This window comes from Spirosoma soli, from assembly GCF_042684525.1.
Lineage (GTDB): Bacteria > Bacteroidota > Bacteroidia > Cytophagales > Spirosomataceae > Spirosoma > Spirosoma soli.
Genome location: NZ_JBHULN010000014.1, coordinates 54,363 through 74,085, shown reverse-complemented (window position 1 = coordinate 74,085; position 19,723 = coordinate 54,363). Strand labels below are relative to the sequence as shown.

The 19,723-nt window shown below is 49.2% G+C and carries 19 protein-coding genes; 5 read left to right on the top strand and 14 right to left on the bottom strand.

The features are described from left to right. Positions 1 to 16 precede the first annotated feature (16 nt). The gene (locus ACFSUS_RS20310) at positions 17 to 1,090 is read right to left on the bottom strand and encodes a DNA/RNA non-specific endonuclease (protein ID WP_381525580.1); all 1,074 of its coding nucleotides are present in this window, start codon (positions 1,088 to 1,090) and stop codon (positions 17 to 19) included. Between the two features lie 167 nt (positions 1,091 to 1,257). Here ACFSUS_RS20310 and ACFSUS_RS20305 point away from each other — a divergent pair, with 167 nt between their 5' ends. Beyond that, positions 1,258 to 2,484, top strand: coding sequence for a BaiN/RdsA family NAD(P)/FAD-dependent oxidoreductase (locus tag ACFSUS_RS20305; protein WP_381525579.1), 1,227 nt, complete (start codon positions 1,258 to 1,260; stop codon positions 2,482 to 2,484). A gap of 108 nt (positions 2,485 to 2,592) precedes the next feature. On the opposite strand, the gene ACFSUS_RS20300 is transcribed toward ACFSUS_RS20305, so the two are convergent. The 7 genes from ACFSUS_RS20300 to ACFSUS_RS20270 form a co-directional block, all read right to left on the bottom strand. Further along, positions 2,593 to 3,522 (bottom strand): bifunctional riboflavin kinase/FAD synthetase, encoded by a 930-nt coding sequence (locus tag ACFSUS_RS20300; RefSeq protein ID WP_381525578.1) that lies wholly within the window; start codon positions 3,520 to 3,522, stop codon positions 2,593 to 2,595. Then, positions 3,519 to 4,238, bottom strand: coding sequence for a tRNA pseudouridine(55) synthase TruB (gene truB, locus ACFSUS_RS20295; RefSeq protein WP_381525577.1), 720 nt, complete (start codon positions 4,236 to 4,238; stop codon positions 3,519 to 3,521). Before truB ends, ACFSUS_RS20300 begins: the two co-directional genes overlap by 4 nt. Before the next feature lie 79 nt (positions 4,239 to 4,317). Beyond that, the gene (locus tag ACFSUS_RS20290) at positions 4,318 to 5,163 is read right to left on the bottom strand and encodes an undecaprenyl-diphosphate phosphatase (RefSeq protein ID WP_381525576.1); all 846 of its coding nucleotides are present in this window, start codon (positions 5,161 to 5,163) and stop codon (positions 4,318 to 4,320) included. 101 nt (positions 5,164 to 5,264) lie between these two features. Next, positions 5,265 to 5,609, bottom strand: coding sequence for a DUF3098 domain-containing protein (locus ACFSUS_RS20285; RefSeq protein ID WP_381525575.1), 345 nt, complete (start codon positions 5,607 to 5,609; stop codon positions 5,265 to 5,267). 64 nt (positions 5,610 to 5,673) lie between these two features. Beyond that, on the bottom strand, positions 5,674 to 6,555 hold the full coding sequence (locus tag ACFSUS_RS20280; RefSeq protein WP_381525574.1) for a cell division protein FtsX: 882 nt from the start codon (positions 6,553 to 6,555) through the stop codon (positions 5,674 to 5,676). 228 nt (positions 6,556 to 6,783) lie between these two features. Then, positions 6,784 to 7,923: a DUF819 family protein gene (locus ACFSUS_RS20275; protein WP_381525573.1), complete on the bottom strand. Its 1,140-nt coding sequence runs from the start codon at positions 7,921 to 7,923 to the stop codon at positions 6,784 to 6,786. 195 nt (positions 7,924 to 8,118) lie between these two features. Next, entirely contained in the window at positions 8,119 to 9,669 is a 1,551-nt protein-coding gene (locus ACFSUS_RS20270; protein WP_381525572.1) for a glycoside hydrolase family 32 protein, read from the bottom strand. A gap of 57 nt (positions 9,670 to 9,726) precedes the next feature. On the opposite strand from ACFSUS_RS20270, the gene treF reads away from it, so the two are divergent. Then, on the top strand, positions 9,727 to 11,334 hold the full coding sequence (treF, locus tag ACFSUS_RS20265) for an alpha,alpha-trehalase TreF (protein ID WP_381525571.1): 1,608 nt from the start codon (positions 9,727 to 9,729) through the stop codon (positions 11,332 to 11,334). 88 nt (positions 11,335 to 11,422) lie between these two features. Here the strand turns inward: treF and ACFSUS_RS20260 are convergent, their stop codons facing one another. Continuing rightward, positions 11,423 to 11,794, bottom strand: a complete 372-nt coding sequence (locus ACFSUS_RS20260; RefSeq protein WP_381525570.1) for a hypothetical protein — start codon at positions 11,792 to 11,794, stop codon at positions 11,423 to 11,425. Positions 11,795 to 12,011: 217 nt separating this feature from the next. On the opposite strand from ACFSUS_RS20260, the gene ACFSUS_RS20255 reads away from it, so the two are divergent. Further along, on the top strand, positions 12,012 to 12,728 hold the full coding sequence (locus ACFSUS_RS20255; protein WP_381525569.1) for a hypothetical protein: 717 nt from the start codon (positions 12,012 to 12,014) through the stop codon (positions 12,726 to 12,728). A gap of 157 nt (positions 12,729 to 12,885) precedes the next feature. Continuing rightward, positions 12,886 to 13,296: a hypothetical protein gene (locus ACFSUS_RS20250; protein WP_381525568.1), complete on the top strand. Its 411-nt coding sequence runs from the start codon at positions 12,886 to 12,888 to the stop codon at positions 13,294 to 13,296. Between the two features lie 26 nt (positions 13,297 to 13,322). Here ACFSUS_RS20250 and truA read toward each other — a convergent pair whose 3' ends face one another. Together truA and ACFSUS_RS20240 are read right to left on the bottom strand one after the other, a co-directional pair. Next, the gene (truA, locus tag ACFSUS_RS20245) at positions 13,323 to 14,099 is read right to left on the bottom strand and encodes a tRNA pseudouridine(38-40) synthase TruA (RefSeq protein ID WP_381525567.1); all 777 of its coding nucleotides are present in this window, start codon (positions 14,097 to 14,099) and stop codon (positions 13,323 to 13,325) included. A 130-nt stretch (positions 14,100 to 14,229) separates the two neighbouring features. Continuing rightward, a complete protein-coding gene (locus tag ACFSUS_RS20240) occupies positions 14,230 to 15,486 on the bottom strand; it encodes a DUF6600 domain-containing protein (RefSeq protein ID WP_381525566.1) in 1,257 nt (418 codons plus the stop codon). Between the two features lie 247 nt (positions 15,487 to 15,733). On the opposite strand from ACFSUS_RS20240, the gene ACFSUS_RS20235 reads away from it, so the two are divergent. After that, positions 15,734 to 16,039 (top strand): hypothetical protein, encoded by a 306-nt coding sequence (locus ACFSUS_RS20235; protein ID WP_381525565.1) that lies wholly within the window; start codon positions 15,734 to 15,736, stop codon positions 16,037 to 16,039. A 49-nt stretch (positions 16,040 to 16,088) separates the two neighbouring features. On the opposite strand, the gene ACFSUS_RS20230 is transcribed toward ACFSUS_RS20235, so the two are convergent. From ACFSUS_RS20230 to ACFSUS_RS20220, 3 genes are all read right to left on the bottom strand, one after another. Continuing rightward, positions 16,089 to 16,997, bottom strand: a complete 909-nt coding sequence (locus tag ACFSUS_RS20230) for a hypothetical protein (protein ID WP_381525564.1) — start codon at positions 16,995 to 16,997, stop codon at positions 16,089 to 16,091. A gap of 122 nt (positions 16,998 to 17,119) precedes the next feature. Next, positions 17,120 to 18,502 carry a sensor histidine kinase gene (locus tag ACFSUS_RS20225; protein ID WP_381525563.1) on the bottom strand — a complete coding sequence of 461 codons (1,383 nt, stop codon included), beginning with the start codon at positions 18,500 to 18,502 and terminating at the stop codon, positions 17,120 to 17,122. Continuing rightward, positions 18,499 to 19,182, bottom strand: a complete 684-nt coding sequence (locus tag ACFSUS_RS20220; RefSeq protein ID WP_381525562.1) for a response regulator transcription factor — start codon at positions 19,180 to 19,182, stop codon at positions 18,499 to 18,501. The genes ACFSUS_RS20225 and ACFSUS_RS20220 overlap by 4 nt, the downstream gene beginning before the upstream one ends. Positions 19,183 to 19,723 lie beyond the last annotated feature (541 nt).

Below are 19,723 nucleotides of genomic sequence, written 5' to 3'. Positions count from 1 at the left end.
CCTGGTCAGGTTTATGTTAAAGAGAAAACCACTCGTCCACCATTTCCCCGCGTCCTTTGCTTTCCAGCTTGCGCTCCAGATCGTCAGGTAGTTTAGGAAAGAAATCAATTCCGGTGAGTTGTTCTATCTGATCGACGGGCACCACAAACTGCTTCAGCGAGCTGTCTGACCCTTTGTTATTGAGCAAGAAACCAATCATGCGTATTTCTGGCCTATTGCAATACAGCACAACTTTGTAAAATTTCTGTGGAACACTCACTTCGTTAGTCCGGCCAATAGTAGGTAAACCCGGCTTTAATACCGGACCGGTAATAACATAGAGTCCATTATCACGTAACGCCCAGCGTCGAATCTGATCTTCCAGCTCCTTCCAGATACCTCGATTAAACTCAGGGACCTGCGGTGTCATGTTGCTCATAAAGAACGTTTCCTGCATCATGCGTCGGGAAAATTTGAAGTCGCCCGCTGGGGCCAGGTGGCCCCGGTCGTAGCCAGAGCGCGTATAATCAGCCGGTAACGCGGAACCTGATCGCACAGCTGGGTCGGGCACAAATCGGGAGCCTTCGCGGTCGGTATCCCCATTGATTTCTTCGGGTAGTAATGGGTAAGCGACCCAATCGGCCTCTTTGTATTCATCACGAAACCGGAGCGTATAGCCTTCATGGCGGACAATTTCGTCGGATGGCTTATAGGCCGGCAAAATGAAATCGACTTGCTTCTCAAAAGCAAACAATGCTTTTCCCTGAGGCCGCCTGGATGGCAGTGCCGACCCGGTTTCGTCACTAGCCGAACTTTCTTTCTTACTACTCGACGACCCAGGACGATCGTCAGTAGCGACATCATCCGCTCTGTTAGGTGTGCTTGGTTCCGGCGCTTTGTAAGGGTTATCTTCCTTTTCGGATTTTACCGGCCCCAAGCCTACAATCCGTCGAATGTCGTTCCAAAAGGCAACGACTGGCTGGGTTCGGCCACCGTAATGCAAGAATAAGCCAATCAGAAAGAAAATAAACAGTAATACAAGTGTGTTACCACGCAGCCGAAAGCCTCGGCGTTGGTACTTGTTAGGGTTAAATTTCGGAGAGAACAGCATACTGGCAAAGGTACAGAGTTTGTCGAATAGGCGAAGAGCCCAATTTGCCCGGCACCAATTCGCCGGTAAAACAGGCCGCTGTTTGTTGGTAACTTAAGTTGATTGGCGGGCCGTTAACCCAAGTCGTTATCTACGAACTCCAACGCTAAAACCACTGTTCTAATCGTATGTCGCCGTTAAATATTATTGTGATCGGTGGTGGAGCCGCCGGTTTTTTCGGGGCTATCACAGCCGCAGAAACGTTTCCAGAAGCCACCGTTACCATTCTTGAAAAGAACCGCACGGTTCTCAACAAAGTCCGTATTTCGGGTGGAGGTCGCTGTAATGTTACCCATGCCTGTTTCGACAACCGGCTCTTGGTGAAGCACTACCCGCGTGGAGAAAAACCGCTACGTTCGCTGTTCAACGCTTTCGATGCGACGGCCACCGTTCGTTGGTTTGAGCAGCGGGGCGTAGGCCTCAAGACAGAAGCCGATGGACGTATGTTTCCGACGACGAACACGTCTGACACCATTGTCGACTGCCTACTCACCACCGCCCGCCGGTTAGGCATCCAAATCCGAACGAGTTGTGGCGTGGCTTCACTTAGCCGTCGTCAAGAAGGCAATTGGGCCGTTCAGTTGCTCACCGGCGAAACCCTTAAAGCCGACCGCGTACTGGTGGCTACTGGTGGTTATCCTCAGCTTCCGGCTTATGGGTGGTTACCTGAACAGGATGAACCGGTAGTATCGCCCGTACCATCGTTGTTTACATTCAATGTACCCGACAGTCCATTGTTGCCCTTAGCGGGTGTATCTGTACCCGATGCTAAAGTGTATGTCGTGGGGACTAAGCAGGAGCAGCGCGGCCCCCTGCTCTTAACCCACTGGGGTTTTAGCGGGCCTGCCATCCTGCGCTTGTCAGCCTGGGCCGCCCGTGAATTAGCCGAGGTTGACTACCGTTTTACGCTTCGAATCAACTGGGTACCTACCCTAAATGAAAACGAACTCCGTAACACGCTTCAGGATTTCCGCCAACAGAATGGCCGAAAACAGGTCATTACGCAGAACCCGTTTGGGCTACCCTCCCGGCTGTGGCAGGCTTTTGCCTCTGAAGTCGGCATATCCGATAACCAGCGCTGGGCAGACTTACCTGCCAAACAGCTAAATCGGTTAATCGAACGGCTTACGAATTGTCAGTTCAACGTTGTTGGAAAGAGTACGTTCAAAGACGAGTTTGTGACCTGTGGCGGGATCTCACTGACTAGTTTAAATCAGCAGACCTTAGAAAGCAAAGCACAGCCCGGCTTGTTTTTCGCGGGCGAAGTGCTGGATGTCGACGGCATCACGGGCGGCTTCAACTTCCAGAATGCCTGGACAACGGGTTACATAGCTGGGCAGCATATAGGTCGTTAAATTGTCATTGATTGTTCCAAAAAACCACAGATAGACTTGTTGTAAGGCGGGTGAAAACCCACGACTTATAGCTTAGAATCGCGGGTTTTCACCCGCCTTACAACGAGTCTAACGACTCAACACTTGGCGCGCTGATTCCTCATCACGCTTTAGCTGGGCAACTAAAGCGGGTAGACCATCAAACTTCTGCTCAGGACGCAGGAACTCCCGGAATTTGAGAGTCAGGTGTTCGCCGTAGATATCTTTGTCAAAGTCGAAGATGTACGTCTCAATCGTCTGATTCGTTCCGGCAACGGTCGGGCGGAAACCGATATTGAGCATCCCACCGAGGGTCTGACCGGCGTAGAGTACATCGACTGCATACACGCCATTAGCCGGAATTAGTTTGACCGGATCGTCAACCTGCATATTTGCGGTTGGAAAGCCGATGGTTCGTCCGAGTTGCTGACCTTTTACGATGGTGCCGGTTAAGGTGTACGCACGACCCAGAAAGAGATTTGCCGTATGCACGTTGCCTTCGTTAAGAGCCGCCCGGATTTTGGATGAGCTAACCCCTACCGCTTCTACGTCCTGCCGGGGTATCTCTTCAACTTCAAACCCGTATTCCTGCTGGTGCGCCTTGATGTAATCGAAGCCTCCTTCCCGATCGCGCCCAAACCGGTGATCATAGCCAATAACCAATTTGCGGGTACCAATTTTATCGATCAGAATTTGCCGGATGTACTCTTCTGAAGTTAACTGCGAAAACGAGCGGGTAAATGGGATAACCACCAAATGATCAACGCCCGCCTGATCAAGCAAATCAATCTTTTCCTCTAACGTAGTGAGCAGTTTCAGGTTCTGACTGTCATTAGAGACAACTGTGCGAGGATGCGGCCAGTACGTAATCAGGACCGACTCCCCCCCGCTGCTTTTTGCAACCTCTGTTAGCCTCGATAAAATGGTTTGGTGGCCCCGATGGACACCATCGAAAGTGCCGCTCGTTACAACGGCATTGGCTAGCGGTTGAAGGTCGTCGAGACCACGATGAATAATCATAGCGTTGTTGATGCAGGCAATTGAGGACGGCACTTGGCAATGAAGCTGTCAATCGTGTCAGCGTCATCGACCCGGAAGTTCCCAATACGCGTCCGGCGCAGAGCACTCATGTAGGCTCCATTGTTAAGCAGAAGCCCTAAGTCACGTACCAGGCTGCGAATATACGTCCCTTTGGAACATACAATACGGAAATCGACTTCTGGAAACCTGTCAGTATTTACGTCAAAAGCACCCACTATCACTTGTCGGCTCTTGATTCCACCGTCGATTTGATCGGTTGTCTCACCGCGCCGGGCTTTTTCGTACAGCCGCTCGCCATTGACCCGAACCGCCGAATAAATGGGAGGCACCTGCAGAATCTCGCCCGTCAGTTGACGAGCCGCGGCCACAACTTGTTCAGCGGTTATCGCAGACGTATCGAACTCAGCGTCGAACTCCGTTTCCAAGTCAACCGAAGGCGTGGTTTTGCCCAACACAAGGGTTCCGGTGTATTCTTTCTCCTGTGCCTGGTATTGATCAATCTGCTTGGTCATTTTACCAGTACACAGGATCAGTAAGCCCGTTGCCAGCGGATCAAGCGTACCGGCATGACCAATCTTTTTAAACTTACAGGCGTACTTAAGTTTATTCGCTACGTCGAACGACGTCCAGGTCAGTGGTTTGTCAATCAGAATAACTTGCCCCGGATCGGGCGCTGGTAAATTTTGTTGTGACATGGATTGGACCGCCAAAGCGGATACATAAAGAGCCTCAGCGCCCCTTTTTGCTTGTCCGTGTATCTCTGTATAATAGCTTTTACAACACGTCTAACTTTACTCCAGCCGCCATCAGACCTAACAGCAACAAACCAAGCGCGATTCGGTAGTAACCAAACACCTTAAATCCATACTTAGTCAGGAAACCGACAAAACCCCGAATAGCCAGCAAACCCACGACAAACGCAATGGCGTTGCCAATCAGCAAGGTCTGATAATCGGCTGGTTGAAGCAGTTTATACGTTTTGAGAAGCTTGTAGCCCGAGGCTGCGGCCATGGTCGGAACGGCCAGAAAGAACGAGAACTCAGCGGCCTGCGTGCGGGTCAATCCCTGAAACATGCCGCCAATGATGGTAGCCGCCGACCGCGATACGCCCGGAATCATGGCAATGCATTGAAAGAAGCCGATGCGTAAGGCATCCGAAGCAGTCACATCACGGTCTTTGGGAGTTTGATTGACAATGCGGTCAATAAAAACCAGGACAATTCCTCCTACCAGTAACGTAATGGCCACCACGACTACGTTTTCCAGTAGCGAATCGATGAAATCATTCAGCAGAAAACCGATTATAGCCGCTGGCAAGAACGCAATAAGAATTTTAGAATAGAAGTCAACGAGCCGCTGGGTTTTTTCAGGAAACTGACGCACCCAGGCTGGTGCCACAAAATCATCGGTGCGGGTGTCGACCAGAAAACGGCGGTGGTAGAGCACTAATACCGACAGAATGCAGCCGAATTGAACATCAACGGTATATAGCTTGGTGAATTCGTTGTTGGCGATACCGGCCAAAGATGAGTAGATAATCATGTGGCCCGTTGAAGAAACCGGTAGGAACTCGGTTAACCCTTCAATAATAGCCAACGCAATCGCATGAATAAGATCCATTCAGGACAGTGATAAAGTTATAGCGTTGTAAAGTTGGGGGTGCTTTAGCCAACTTTACAACTTTACAACCTTATAAATTCATAACCACACCGCGAACCGGTTTATTTAACGGGGCGAGACAGGATCGCAAAAAACTCCAATACGAAGCCGCTCATCACCACAATAGGGCCAAGCGTGAGGCCTAAAAAGCCGAAGCCAAACTCTTCTTTATCGAGGCTCATGATAAAAAACCCAGCCAGGATAACACCAATTCCAGCTAGCATCAACGTGTAATTTCGGCGACCGAAAGGCAAGGCCGGTACTGTTGCCGCAGGCCGACGAGCCGGCTCAGTAACTGGGGTGCGTGTGGGCGCTGCTTTAACAGCTGGCTCAGTAGTACCCTGATTTTTCTTGGCTGGTTCTTCGCGGGTTAGCGTTGTCGAGCCATATTGCTTATCTTTTGCCATGTTCGTAATTCAGTTATTCTACTTTATGTAACAACTAAATGCCCGGAAAGGGCTTAAATTCAAGTTAATATAATTCGTCCAGGGTTAGTCCCAGGTATCGGTTGACGGCCTGAAAGGTACTCAGAAAACCTACCAGAACGCCTAAACCGACAATACCACCCAATAACATGGCTGTTTTTTCAACATCCTGAAAGGTAGCCATTTCTGGTAAATTATGAACCGCCAGCTGCAATCCAACCAGCAACAGGATAACGGCTATTACGCCGGCCAGCAGCCCCTGCCACATACCACGCCCCAAAAAAGGCCGGGTAATAAAGCCATTGGTGGCACCAACCAGTTGCATACTCCGGATCAGCATTCGTTGCGAATGAAGCGCCAACCGAATTGTGTTGTTCATCAGGACGACTATAATCAACAACAAAATCAAGGCAAAAGCCGACATCACAACGTAAATTTTTGTGATGTTACGGTTAATATTATCGACTAAGTTCTCCTGGTAAACCACCTCAAAAATTCCGTCGAGCTCTTCCAGATCCTGCTTTACTTGTTGCAGCTTTGCTTCTTCGAAATACTCTTCGGTAAGCTTTATTCGGTAACTATCGCGTAACGGGTTCTCGCCCAGAAATTTTGAGAAATCCTCTTTAGTTTCCGCAATAAACTCTTTTGCGGCCACATCTTTCGGCACAAAATTTAACTGGGGTGTTCCGTTCACTTTCAGGATATAAGGCCGCTCCGCAATAGTTTTAGACAATTTCGTCAGTTTCTTCTCACTGAGGTCTTTATCCAGAAACGCCCGCATCTCGTAGTTTTCACGGATGTAAGTCACCAGTTTTTTCGACTGGATGGCTAACATGCCGCAGAAACCAATTAAAAATAACGCTAGTGTCAGACTAAACAGAATCATGCCACTAGGGTACGCACCTACTTTCTTCTTGCTACGAGCCATTCAGGGGTTCGTGTTATGAGACAAAAATAACGGATTCAACCGGGGATCGGCCGAATTTAAGAAAATTTAGCTTTTATCCTCCATCAAACTGGGCCAATCGGCCCGAATAGCGTTGACAAACGAATTGCTTACTGTATCTCAAACGAAAGAACTGGTAGGAATCGGTATGGTTTGGCCACTTCCTGAAACTATATTTCTACATGGTAGAAAAGCCTAGTCGTCGCTTGCTCAGGTAAACGTCGCTGTTCGTAAATATTCGGCCACCAGCAAGCCACAGTACGTACCAATGGCGTTGCCTAGCGCCCCCGCCAGGATACCTGGCAAATGCAGATCGGGCCGGTTAAGGCTTTTACTGAGCGCCAGACACGAGGCCGATCCGCCAATGTTAGCCTGTGATGCGATGCCGAGTATATCCCAATCCTGCTTCAGTAGTCCACCAATACCAAACTGAAATAACGCATGAATGGGCACCGATATACTCACGAAGGTTAGCATAGTTAAGGCTAATTGTCCGTCTTTGACCAAAGCAGCCAGATCACAAAAAGCGCCAATCACGGCCAAGAACAGGTAAATACAGAATATACCGACCACGCGCACCCCTCGTAATCGTTGGATACCAGGCAATTGGGCCAACAGTAGAGCCAATGTTGTCAGTACTAGAATTTTAGGAATGTCAGGAACGTATTGCGTCACGAGTTGAGCGCCGTACAAGGCTAATACGCCCAGGCCAATAAGTATGGCCAGATCCTGGGGGTTAACAGCTTCGAGATCGTTGATCTGATCGTTGGCTTCCTGTTCAAACCGGCGTGTTTCCTCGGCACTTAAGTTGGTGGTCAGTCTACGCGGGAAAAAACGATTCAAGAACGGCGGTAACAGTAATGTAACGACCATCCAGAGTGCCGTGACGATATTGTCTGTAGCAATCGTGGCCGCGTATACATTCCCGGCTTTATTAACACCGTAATGCAGCGCAATCGCATTCAGGTTACTACTCCCTCCGGTATGCGTACCTGTAAACATCCCCCCCACAGCATAGAAAAGGGGACCAAACCCTTTTGGGCCGCCAACTACCCGCATCGCTACAATCACGCCTACCATCGTCCCTACCGCCCCAATCAGAAAATTAATGACCATGGGAGAGCCTGCCCGCTTGAGCCCTTTTAAATGAACCGTCAGCAGCAGATAGAAAATGGAGATAGGCGCCAGATAGTTAAAAATGCCGTCATAAAGCGGAGGAGCATTAGTTGACGCTGGTATCACACCCAGATTGGCGGTGATGGCGGTGATGATAATAACGATTAGTGACGTACCTAACGACCTGAAATAGTTTAGTTTGGTCAGCTGCTCGGCAATGATAATATTGAGCATCAAGAGGGCCAGAATCGCCAGCGGGTCCTGTAAAAAGAGGCATACGGAAGGGTAAGTTAATAGGCAATATAAGCAGAAATGCCAATACCTGAACACCTTATTCTGGTCAACTTACCCAGATCCAGCTATCCAACAAAAGCAAGTTCGATCAGAAGCCCCGAAGGCGAAATTTCGTACCTACTCGTACTAGCTGGATCACTTCCAGATGGGCTCAACCGGTCGAATTACTACTGACAGCAAGCCTTCGCCGAAGAACTCAATACCCCGACTATCAGGGCTGGGGAAGATCTGATTGGTAAGTGTGGCCTGCCCTTCATTGGCAAACACTTCGACCGACGAACGATCCACCCAAATCTGTAGCGAAATTCGACCATTCTGCGGTTGTAAAGGCGCCACAAATCGTCCAGAAAATTCTTCTTTAAACGAAACCTGCCCTGAGCGCGTCCGATCGACATATACCTGCGCTTTGGCTGGGTCATAGCCAATAACGGTTTCTTCGCCGGATTGTGCGGTTGTTTTTCCTGAAGAATCTCCACGTTTGCGGACCCGCACGCCCGAGCCCGGCTTAGTCGCATCGAGCTCCATGGTTAGCATATACGTATCGCCCGAAACATTAGCGTTGGTTACGCTTTGGTTCAGTTGCACCACGTCTGTGCCGTTCCATTGAAAGGGCACCCCCAGCAAGGGTTTCAGTTCCTGAATTGGCTTCTGTCGGAGTTCATAGCCACCCGCTTTCTTAGCGAGCCGCAATTCGCGAGGCAAGGTCATTGCGCCCCGAAACGGTGTGGTTGGAATATCGTTTGCGTACTGCCAGTTGTTCATCCAGCCAATACTGACGGCTCCCCGATTGCCCCGACTCGGCAAGTTATTGAACGAAATGGCTGCGTAATAATCTTTTCCCCAATCCACGAATCGGGGGGCGCCCAGCTTGGATTCGTTGATGAACGTTGTGCCGTCGAAGCGTCCGATATAGTATTGCATTCCCGAGCCACCGGCCGCGCCGTTGCTTCCCATCGAAAGCAGCAAAAGCCATTTGCGCTCGGTGGTTCCATCAACCGGCACTTCGACCAGGTCCGGGCACTCCCAAATCGTTGCCGGACTGTCGGACGCCGTGAATTCCCCCGTTTTAGTCCACTTTTTAAGGTCGGGCGAGTTGTAAAACAAAGCTTTCTTTTCGGTGGGCAGCAGGACGACCATCACCCACTTTTGAGTTGGCTCATGCCAGAACACCTTCGGATCGCGAAAATCTCGTTTTTTCAGATCAACCACGGGGTTCGCGTCATATTTAGTCCAGGTTCGTCCTTTGTCTAAACTATACGCAATGTGCTGACTTTGGTGATCTTTCTGAGCACCCGTGTAAATGGCAACCATCGGCACCCGGCCATCGCGACCGAAACCACTTGTGTTGTTTTTATCTACCACACAGCTACCCGAAAAAATCATAGTAGAGGCCTCTTCCGGAATAGCGGGGGGCAACTCCTGCCAGTGTACCAGATCACGGCTGATGGCGTGGCCCCAGGTCATGTGGCCCCAACGAATACCAAACGGGTTGTATTGAAAAAAAAGGTGATATTCGGCGTCGTAATAAACTAGGCCATTAGGGTCATTGATCCAATTCGTGCGGGGCGAAAAGTGATACTGTGGTCGAAGGGGCTGCTTATACGTTGTATCGGACGTTATTCGTTGAGCCAATACAGAGAGCGAAACAAACTCGGCAACGAGCAGTATCGCAAAGACGCGGATCATAGAGTTAAAAACTGAATTTGACAGGCAAAGTACAGCATTCTTACGAAAATCTAGTGCATGAAGCGAGTAAACCGACGATTTATACCGATTACGTTCTTATTGCTGGCCCTGACCCCAGCCTGGGCGCAGCAGGCATCCGTGGCTCCGGCAAAAACGACTCCTGTTTTAGCCGGTCCTGACGAACAATTTGGCAAGCTGTTTGACGAGGTCCAGCTAAAAGCCGTTTTCCCTGATTCGAAAACTTTTGCCGACTGCACACCAAAATCGGCTCCATCAGCCATTCTGGCCAATTACGAAAAAGCCCGTCAGCGCCGGGATTTCAACCTTAAGGCGTTTGTCGAGCAAAACTTTACGCTACCTGTTACGCCAGCCTCGGGTTACACCAGCAAGGCCAATCAATCGGCCATGCAGCATATCATGGATCTTTGGCCGGTGCTGACCCGCCCAGCCGATGCCCGCCCTAAACCAAACAGCCCAACGGGTTCGTTGATCCCGTTGTCGAAACCGTATGTGGTACCGGGTGGCCGCTTCGGTGAAATATATTACTGGGACAGCTATTTCACGATGCTGGGTTTACAGGCGTCGGACCGAACTCCCTTAATCCGGAATATGGTCGACAACTTCGCCTACCTGATTCGCACCTTTGGCTTTATCCCCAATGGCAACCGGACGTATTTTCTGGGTAGGTCGCAGCCCCCGTTTTTCTCGTTCATGGTCAATTTACTGAGCGAAACGCAAGGACGTCGGGTGCTGCTTACCTACCTACCCTATCTGCAGGAAGAATATAACTTTTGGATGAATGGCAAAGCCCAGCTCACCGCACAGAACCCGGCTTACCGGCGTGTGGTCCGACTAGCCGATGGCGTTTACCTGAATCGCTATTACGACGATAAAAACACGCCACGACCTGAATCCTACAAAGAGGACGTAGAACTGGCGAAAAAGAGTAAAGATCCCCAGGCGTTATATCGGCACCTCCGGGCGGCTGCTGAGTCGGGCTGGGATTTCAGTAGCCGATGGTTTCGGGACGGCAAAAACCTACGAACGATTCATACAACCGATTTTATTCCGGTCGATCTGAACTGCCTGCTCATCAACCTCGAACGTACCCTGGCAGAAGGGTATCGGCTCAAGGGCGACCAACGTCGGGCAAAGATGTACCTATTGCTAGCCCAGCAACGGCGAGAAGCCATCCAGAAATACTGCTGGAATGCCAGACGCCAATTCTTTTTTGACTACGACTTTGTGACCCAGAAACCGGCTACCGTTTATTCGCTGGCGGCTGTCTATCCCCTTTTTGTTAAAGTGGCCACCCCAGAGCAAGCCCAGCTTGTGGCTAAAACATTGCAACGCGATTTTCTGAAAACAGGTGGCCTCACCACAACGCTTGTCCGCACGGGCGAACAGTGGGATGCCCCTAACGGTTGGGCACCGTTGCAGTGGTTGTCTATTCAGGGGCTACGTAATTACAATCTGACGGATTTAGCGAATCAGGTCAAACTGAACTGGACCACCGAAAACCTGCGGGTTTATAAAGCGGCTGGTAAGATGGTTGAGAAATACGATGTCATCAGCACGGCGTCGGCGAAAGGAGGCGAGTACCCCAACCAGGACGGTTTCGGCTGGACAAATGGGGTCCTGCTACGTTTACTGAAGGAGCAATAGCCTTTTTTGACAGGATGAACAAGATTTTCAGGATTAAGTGCTCTCAATCAATCCTGAAAATCTTGTTCATCCTGTCAAAAAAATTAAATTAGGGTTGGGCTTGTAGAAAAATTAAAGCGGAATCTGATTTAAGCTTAAAGCCCATATCGGTCTTTTGAATGGCATATAACTGCTCATCGAGCCGTAGGCTATCTCCCTGTAATTGCCAGCTAAACGAGGTATCGTGCGAGAGCATTCCCATTTGAGTGTGCTGTTGCCCTTCTCCATCTTTACTGAAACTGTAGATGACTTTATTTCGGCTCAGCTCAGCAATTCGAGTGGAGTCAAGACCCCGCGTTGAATCTATATTGACGGTGGCCTGAAACTGCTTACTCTCCAGGTCAATGCTTCGTACCCCGCCCGAACACCCTACCAGCCAGAGCGTACCTGCCATCCCTAAACTAAAGCCAATCAATCTCATAGTATTCCTTAAAGTAATGCTTCTTCCCCGCATTGCTCTCATCTAAACCCTCAATATAGGAGCGGGTTAAAAAAGAGAGGTATCGGCCCTAGCTATTTCGAATTGGGTTTGCCCTACATTTTAAGGCCAGCCTATGCAGGAGATGTACCCGAAACCTTGTTGCTTTTAAAGCCGAATTAACCGACTTTCATGTCAATTAATCGCTGCATTCATACTTATGGAGAAGAACATATTAAAACAACTACTATGGCTTAAAATCTACGTTATAGCCTCAACCCTTGGTTTCGCAGCTTATTTGTTCATGACGTTTAATCGTACTGATACCACACAGCGGTTCAAAGAAATTGAAGTGGAGCGTATCAACGTTGTAGAAAAGGACGGTCGCCTGAGACTAGTTATCAGTAATGAGGAAAACCAGCATCCGGGTGTAGTTGATGGTAAAGTAGTACCTGCCCGAAAACGTCCGGCTGGCCTTATTTTCTTCAATGACGAAGGCGATGAATGTGGTGGTCTGTGTTACAATGGTGGCAAAAAGGAAGCGGGGCTGGTATTGTCGGTTGACCAATACAAAAATGATCAAGTCATGCAGTTGCAGTACGATGAAGTACTACAAGATCAGCAACGCCTGAGATCGTACGGGTTGAAATTATGGGATCGACCCGAAAACTTTACCTTAGGTCAGCTCATGAAACAAATAGACTCATTGAAAAAGCTTAACAATGAAAGTTTGTACCAGAAATCAATAGCTGATATGGAGGCCAAGGGCTTGTTGGGACAGGAACGACTTTTTGTGGGTAAAAACCGCCAGGCGGAGACAGGTGTGTTTATCCGAGATGAAGCAGGCAACGCTCGCATTAAATTATACGTGGATAAACAGGGCGATGCTACATTCGAACTACTTGATGCTTCAGGCAAAAAGGTGCCTCTCCGTTGACTAATTAATGACTTATCAAGCAATTCGTACCACAATCAGCCGACTAGTCTGATACGGCACAGCTACTCATCGGTTACTGTACCGATGGCTGCTCTAAAACAGATAGCCCATTAGTCGGTTACATATGAATTACATGAGTATCCCATCCCTCGAACGTATGAAAACTGTTAATTCAATTGTTTTTGCGCTGATTATGGCCTTTGTGCTGAGTTCATGCGCCACGAAAATGCCCTTCACTACGTCAACGATTGCTCCGGCCGCCACTGGGGCGGTAAAAGTCAAAAAAGATAAAAACGAGAACTTCAGCATCTCGGTGGATGTCTTTAATTTGGCAGCAGCTAAAGATCTGACCCCGTCCAGAAACGCGTATGTCGTCTGGATGGAAGCGGGTCGGGAGCCGACCAAAAACTTAGGCCAGATTAGCCCTTCTACGGGCTTATTTTCCAAAACCCTCAAAGCCAGCCTGAACACAACATCGATCACTAAACCCGATCGGGTATTTATAACCGCTGAGGATAGAGTTGATATTCGATATCCTAATGGGGAGGTAGTCCTGACGACTAGGTAACAACCTGATTGATGATCAGTCAATAATCATCCATGAGTCAGGGCCGACGCTCGTTGCGCCAGCACCTCAGCCGGATAGCCCACTTCAACCAAATACAATCCGTTGGGTGGCGCGGCCCGGCCGGCTATGGTGCGATCTTTCGCCAGAATGATCTGCTCAAACTGGCCAAGGCTCATTCGGTGCTGCCCCACCTCTACCATCGTTCCGACAATGGTGCGCACCATACCCCACAAAAACCGATTGGCCTTGATGTGAAACGTTAAGCGGTCATCTACTGTCCGCTGCCAGTACGCAAACTCGAGTCGGCACAAGAAATTTGTTACGTTCGCCCGGGCTTTGCTGAAGCTCTGAAAATCGCGGTGTTGCAGGAGCAATTGACAAGCTTCATTCATACGCGCTTCGTTTAGCTGTGGTCGAAAATGATACGTCATGCCGTTTAGGAACGCATTTTTCTGGCGAGTGATATGGTATTGATAGTATCGTGAAACAGCCGAAAATCGAGCGTGGTCGGTTGGCCGAACCGGGAAAAAGGTCTGAATGGCAATGTCTTCGGGCAACATGCAGTTGAGCGAGTACAGCAGCTGATCTGACAACATAAGCGGCTCATCGACATCGAAGTGAGCAAACTGCTGCTCAGCATGCACTCCGGCATCCGTACGGCCACTGCCTACTACATAAATGGGCTTGCCCAATCGCTGGGTTAGAGCCGCTTCGAGTGTTTGCTGGACGCTTATACCGTTAGCCTGCGTCTGCCAGCCGTGGTACGCCGTGCCTCGGTACGATAATTCAATAAAATAACGCATATCCGGCAAAAGTACCGATTATTTACACGGTCAGGATTGCCTGTAATGCAGGAATGGTGCAGGCGGGTTAGTTCTGTGAACATCGACCCGCTCGCACCATTCCTGAGCTACGTTATTTTTAAAATGGGGTTTACCTCGGCCCACGCGATGGGCGTTCTGGACGCTCACCCGGCGAAACCTGTCCCCGATCGTTGTTAAAGCGGGGGCCTGCTCCCTGAGTCCGCTGTTGGAACACTTGCCCCCGGCTCTCGCGGCTCTCGGGTGTCCGCTGAAAACCACCTTCTGGACGGCCCTGCCCTTGTGGCAACGTTATGCCCGGCGACGATGGCCGATTGAACCGTTCGTACGACCGATTAGGCTGTACTGAGTTGTCTGCCGGGGCAGGGTTAGTATTCGGTGCGTAACTGCCCCGACTAGGTCCAAACCGATCGGGACGATTCGACTCGAACCGGTCATTTCGATTTGGTACAGGATAACTGTTTTGGCCTGGCTCGGGTCTGGCTTCGTAGCTTCCGCGGCTAGGGCGGTCGTTTGGATACGTACTGCCGTAACGCGGCTCAGGGGCATTGTAGCCATTATTCCCGCGGTTATTGTCGAACCGGTCAGGACGTCCATTTCCATAGCCTCGTCCATAATTGCTTGAAGGATTAGGCCGGTAGAAGCCAACCGTGCCATTGCTAACCACCGTACGACCCGGCCGATCGCGATAGTCGACCCGATACACAGGCACCGAACGCCGGGTTACGCGCTCGATCTCCACTCGCTGCGGCCCGTAGAAATACGACCGGTTGTTGTATTGATACACGTTATTAATGATCGTCGTATTATGGTAAATGTTAACTACCTGCGGACGTGGCACACAATAGTTGTAGATACGTGGGCTAGTGATGTAAATCTGCGGCACGAACGTCCAGTAAGGAGCGGGAATATTGATGTTAACGTTGATGTTCATACCCGGTCCGAGTGGTGCCCAACCATAATAGCCGCCCCCTGACCGCCACGTTACCCAGGCAGGTCCCCAGTCAGAGCCCGGAATCCAGATCCAGCCACCATAAGCCGGGTCCATCACCCATCGACCGTAGTGAAACGGTGCCCACCCCCAATCATAGTCCGACACCCAGGTGTTTCCGTATTCTGTAACAACCCAATGGCCGTTGGTAGCATAGGGCTGAAAGTCAGGCCCGGCACTGGGCAGCCAAACATTTCCGTAATTCGGGTGCTGCGTCCATTGCCCATAGGGAGCCAGTTCGTCATAAAACGACTCGATTGGAACGTTAATGCCGGGCTGGGCCACTCCTGGCCGGGCCACTGCCTTGGCGGTAAACGCAGACCCAATCATCAGAAGGATCATCAGGACAATCTTACTTGTATGTTTCAAGGCTTTCATAGCTAAGACGATTAACGGCAAGTACTATATGCGTGGGTTAGACAAAGGGATACGTAAAAGGTTTAACGGTTAACTCAGTAAAACCCGTAGTTCACAGGCTATGAAATGCCACTTGACTTTACAAAATGCGAGATTGAGCTGACAGCAATAAAAAAGAGTCCGGGGACGATTTATATCGTTCAACCGGACTCTTGAGAATGAGCTACTTAAAGCAGAGAACTACCGACGTGGAGGAGTACCGCTAGTGGTGCTCTTTGGCTGTTGCGTGGCCGTTGTCGACGTGCTGCCAGAGGTCGTTCCAGAGGTTGATGTCGTGCTCGACCCACCGGTGGTACCCGAAGTAGTTGGGCTTGGCGATACGGTCGATCCGCTTGTTGAGCTACCCTGGCTGCCAGAGGTTGTACCACTACCGCTCGTGCTGGTTGCGCTTTGTGTACCAGCCGAAGTGCCAGTAGAAGAACTGTTGGTAGAATTAGTCGATTGGGCTTTAGCCGAGAATGCGGTGAGCGCGACGAATAACGCGCTGGCTACCATTACCTTTTTCATAACTTGATTGATTTATGGTTTAAACTAAAATTACTTGCACATTCATAAGCGTTAAGCTACTTCACCTCAAATCGGCCATCGCCAATCTGGAAGCCTTCCGCATATATCTCGACCGTGTAGGCGCCTGGTTTGTAGGTGCTTTCCTTACGGAAAAAGATAGTCACTTCCTGATCATTATTTTCAAAAGGCACTGTTTGACGGATACTGTAGCCAATTTCGCGCCCCTCGAAAGACATAACCCCACCTACTCCACTTTCACCGACAACGGCTCCGTTTGCATCGAGGATACGTAAGTAAATGTCTTTGTCGTTTTTCACCGCCACCGGATTCGATGGCATGATGAACGATATTTTCAGTCGATCAATGCGCGACGCCCTGTAACTGCCGCCCCGTCGTTCTTTACCTCCTTCGCTGATAGCAATCACCTGCACGCCAACCGCTTTCATGGCCGAGGCCAACGTTACTTTGTTCTGAAGCTCGGCGTTCTGAAGCGAGTAGTCAGCCAAAGTCCGGGCTAATGCAGCCCGTTCTGTCTTTAAGCCTTCGTTCTCACTGAGTACACTTAGCTTTTCTTCTTCGAGCGACCGCGTTTGGTTACGTAACAGACCATTTTCGTCCCGAAGCTTACGTAAATCAACCTCATTGCGGACCAGAAAACTCTGATAATCTCTGATCTTCAGATTGTACTGCTGGACCGAAAAAGAGAGGTCAGACCTTAACTTCCGCTTATCATTTTCCAGCTGTCGCTTTATCTGTTGCAGTTCGTTGACACTACCACCCAGTCGACGCACCTCAACTATCTTCTGATCGAGCACCTTTGAGATCGAATCAAGTTTGGACCGCGTAGAAGCAAACTGTTCAACCTTCGCCGTGAGCATCTTTTGAATCTCCAGCGCTTCGTTTCGAGAATCCATGAACAGATAAGCCAACAGGGCTGTGATCCCCAATAAAGCTCCTATGGTCATGGCTAATAGTCCCTGCTTAGCTGAAGTCGCTCCTACCTCCATTCCATTGCCCTTCTCAAAAGTGACTGTACAAAACAACTGCTCATAACTTAAGGAGAACTTAATCTCACTTTAAATTTACCTTAAAATTGAAGGAGGCTGGTTAGTGTCAGCGTAAAGGTGGTGCCTTTGGTTGTCGAGCGTACCGAGATGTTTCCTTGGTGTATCTGGGTTATTTGGGCAACAACGGCCAGCCCCACCCCATGTCCCCTGCTCGACTGAGCCGTTGCATTACTGCGGAAGAAAGGCTCAAAAATATGGGGTATATCGGCCGCTGGAATGGGCTTACCTTCGTTGAAAACGGTAACTGTTATGGTGCCGCCCTTAGCGCAAAAGCCAATTTGAGCGGTTTTAGCTGGCGAAAATTTACAGGCATTGTCGACCAGATTCATTAATAAGACTCTTAAGGAAGGGCGATTTCCCTGAGTAAGCAGGGCTTCTTCGTCGTCCGGGAAATCGGTAAAGTTGAGCTCAACCTGAGCACCTGGGTGCCACTCCTGATATTGCGTTTTAACTTCCCAAAGAAGCTCGTCTATGCGGACCGGCTCCAGAGGCATATTGCTGGTCTGGATGGAAACATTCGCCAGCTCTAACAAAGTAGTTGTCAGTTGCGTCAACGTTCGGGTGTCTTCCTGCAAGGACTGTAGCGTTCGTTCGTAGGCTTCCGGATTCCGTTTTTGAATGAGAGCTACGTCAATCTGCGAATTAATCTTGGTTAAGGGGTTTTTCAACTCATGCGACACATTGGCAATAAACATTTTCTGCGTGTTGATAGCCTCTTCAATGCGGTCAAGTAGCCGATTAAAGGTAGCTACCAACATGCCAATTTCATCGAAGCGGTTTGGATGCTCGACGCGTTTCTCCAGATTGGCGGAGTAAATAGTGTTAACCTGCTGAATTATACCCGACATAGGTGCTAAAGCCCGATCCGCAAACAGCCAGCCAGCAACGCCAAGCAGTAGGATAGCGGCCAAAACCATAACCAGCAGAATCTTCTTCAAGTCTTCCAGGGCCTCGTTGCCCGGTTGATCTATACCGCTAACGATGATCCAGTTACTGTCTCCTCTTTTGGCTAGATTGATGGCAACGAGCTGGTGTTCTTTTTGACGGAGATATTGCGTTTCGACACCACCTTTCAATCTGGAAATGATCTGCTCGTGTAACTGATTATTAGCCGGGTTGGTCGTGAACAGAAAGTTCTTTGTTCGTTGGTTATAAACCGAGATAACTTCGTTCAGAAGGGGAGTTTTGACCGCAGCATCAATCAGCCGCAGAACGGTGGTGTCCGCCTGTTGTACATCGAAAAGCAGCGTCGTGGTGGTGATGGCCTGGTCTTGCAGTCGCTTATAGAATCGTTTTTCCAGATAAAGCTGGCTGAAGAAGTAAACACCCAACGAAAAGAACAAGAGAATGAGCGATACCAGAAAAGCAAATTGGCCGGTGAGTCGGGTACGGATGTTAATCATGACGACAGGATCTTTACAACGTAGCCCATGCCGATCTGCGTATGTAGCACCTTGGGATCAAAATGCTTGTCTATCTTTTTCCTTAAAAAGTTAATGTAAACTTCAATAACATTGGTCCCTGTATCGAACGTTATGTCCCACAATTTTTCGGCTAACTCAACCTTGGAGATTACCCGGCCCTGATTGCGCAGGAAGTATTCAAGCAACTGAAATTCTTTGGCGGTCAGCAAAATTTCTTGGCCCGCCCGCATCACCTGTTTGGTATCGGGGTTAAGTTCAAGGTCGGCTATTTTAAGTAAGGTTGTCCCTTGAACAATTGTGCCCTGGCGACGCGTGAGTGCCCTGACCCGCGCCATTAGTTCGCGAAATTCGAACGGCTTAACCAGATAATCATCGGCCCCCGCATCTAAACCGATGATCTTATCGTCAAGCGTGCTCAGGGCCGTTAACATTAAAATCGGTGTTGTTACCTGGGCGGCTCGCAACTTCCGACATAGGTCAAGCCCATTAATGCCGGGCAGAATAATATCGGATATAATCAGTGCATACGTTGAGCGGGTCGCTAGTTCATAGCCAAAGGTTCCGTCGTAGGCCACATCAACTTCCCATTGGTGTTCCTCAAGGCCCTGTTTGATACTCTGAACCGTTTTAACCTCGTCTTCAATTATAAGAATCTTCATGCTATCAGCTTCCTCTTTTCGAATGTAGAGAAATACCCCTAACTTAAACGGAGTCTTATAACATATAGGTAAAGAATCAACATACTTTATATGTATAGAATGCCGAGTTAGTTGGTCAAACAATCAAATGTAGGGCATTTAGCACAAGCAGAACAAGATCGTTATTCATACCCGCAAAATAAGGCACAATAAACTCATAATTAAGAGTTTACCTACTATATCTCCTCAAAAGAGTGGGTTGGCTAAACGAGCGTAATAAGGCTAAAATTTATTTGTATTACGCTGTAAAATGTTTCACTACGCCAAAATTCAATAATTGGCTGATTACATTCATCAGACGGATAGCAATCTCACAATAGCGGCAGCTCTGGGACAACCTGAATGAAACGTGCGATTATTGGTAACGAATACTGTTAAAACTATTGCGGAACGCCTGTTGCCAATGAAGGTTGGAGGTTAGATAAACCGCTAAAAAAGGTCCTATGCCATCACTGATATCAGCAGCGAAGAAGTTTAACCCGTTTAAAGCTTTTATACTCTG

Coding starts and splice junctions, on each gene's coding strand:
- ACFSUS_RS20310 (WP_381525580.1), bottom strand. CDS start 1,090: ATGCTGTTCTCTCCGAAATTTAACCCTAACAAGTACCAACGCCGAGGC.
- ACFSUS_RS20305 (WP_381525579.1), top strand. CDS start 1,258: ATGTCGCCGTTAAATATTATTGTGATCGGTGGTGGAGCCGCCGGTTTT.
- ACFSUS_RS20300 (WP_381525578.1), bottom strand. CDS start 3,522: ATGATTATTCATCGTGGTCTCGACGACCTTCAACCGCTAGCCAATGCC.
- truB (WP_381525577.1), bottom strand. CDS start 4,238: ATGTCACAACAAAATTTACCAGCGCCCGATCCGGGGCAAGTTATTCTG.
- ACFSUS_RS20290 (WP_381525576.1), bottom strand. CDS start 5,163: ATGGATCTTATTCATGCGATTGCGTTGGCTATTATTGAAGGGTTAACC.
- ACFSUS_RS20285 (WP_381525575.1), bottom strand. CDS start 5,609: ATGGCAAAAGATAAGCAATATGGCTCGACAACGCTAACCCGCGAAGAA.
- ACFSUS_RS20280 (WP_381525574.1), bottom strand. CDS start 6,555: ATGGCTCGTAGCAAGAAGAAAGTAGGTGCGTACCCTAGTGGCATGATT.
- ACFSUS_RS20275 (WP_381525573.1), bottom strand. CDS start 7,923: ATGCTCAATATTATCATTGCCGAGCAGCTGACCAAACTAAACTATTTC.
- ACFSUS_RS20270 (WP_381525572.1), bottom strand. CDS start 9,669: ATGATCCGCGTCTTTGCGATACTGCTCGTTGCCGAGTTTGTTTCGCTC.
- treF (WP_381525571.1), top strand. CDS start 9,727: ATGAAGCGAGTAAACCGACGATTTATACCGATTACGTTCTTATTGCTG.
- ACFSUS_RS20260 (WP_381525570.1), bottom strand. CDS start 11,794: ATGAGATTGATTGGCTTTAGTTTAGGGATGGCAGGTACGCTCTGGCTG.
- ACFSUS_RS20255 (WP_381525569.1), top strand. CDS start 12,012: ATGGAGAAGAACATATTAAAACAACTACTATGGCTTAAAATCTACGTT.
- ACFSUS_RS20250 (WP_381525568.1), top strand. CDS start 12,886: ATGAAAACTGTTAATTCAATTGTTTTTGCGCTGATTATGGCCTTTGTG.
- truA (WP_381525567.1), bottom strand. CDS start 14,099: ATGCGTTATTTTATTGAATTATCGTACCGAGGCACGGCGTACCACGGC.
- ACFSUS_RS20240 (WP_381525566.1), bottom strand. CDS start 15,486: ATGAAAGCCTTGAAACATACAAGTAAGATTGTCCTGATGATCCTTCTG.
- ACFSUS_RS20230 (WP_381525564.1), bottom strand. CDS start 16,997: ATGACCATAGGAGCTTTATTGGGGATCACAGCCCTGTTGGCTTATCTG.
- ACFSUS_RS20225 (WP_381525563.1), bottom strand. CDS start 18,502: ATGATTAACATCCGTACCCGACTCACCGGCCAATTTGCTTTTCTGGTA.
- ACFSUS_RS20220 (WP_381525562.1), bottom strand. CDS start 19,182: ATGAAGATTCTTATAATTGAAGACGAGGTTAAAACGGTTCAGAGTATC.